Origin of the sequence: Varibaculum cambriense, from assembly GCF_022133705.1 — a bacterium.
GTDB lineage: Bacteria > Actinomycetota > Actinomycetes > Actinomycetales > Actinomycetaceae > Varibaculum > Varibaculum cambriense_A.
Genome location: NZ_JAKNHJ010000055.1, coordinates 1 through 232, shown reverse-complemented (window position 1 = coordinate 232; position 232 = coordinate 1). Strand labels below are relative to the sequence as shown.

The 232-nt window shown below is 31.5% G+C and carries 1 protein-coding gene; it reads right to left on the bottom strand.

The window, feature by feature from the left end:
- Nucleotides 1–201, bottom strand: a 201-nt coding sequence (locus L0M99_RS09750) for a retropepsin-like aspartic protease (RefSeq protein WP_238128459.1), incomplete at its 3' end; no start/stop codon positions are given.
- Between the last annotated feature and the right edge of the window lie 31 nt (nt 202–232).

Sequence of the window (232 nt, the reverse complement as noted above, 5' to 3'; positions counted from 1 at the left end):
CATTGGAATGGAAAGAATTGAACTATTCAACACATATTCTCCCATAGATAGCTTGATATTATGGCACTTTATAGAGAAATTTATGGTTCTTCCATTTGCAACCATCACTTGAAACTCTGGTGCTGGATATAGGAAGAAATTCAATTCCTTCATTATCTTACAATGAATGAAATTATGTGTACTTCCAAAATCAATCAACACTATTAACTTTTTCTTTTTGATACGTCCTTCA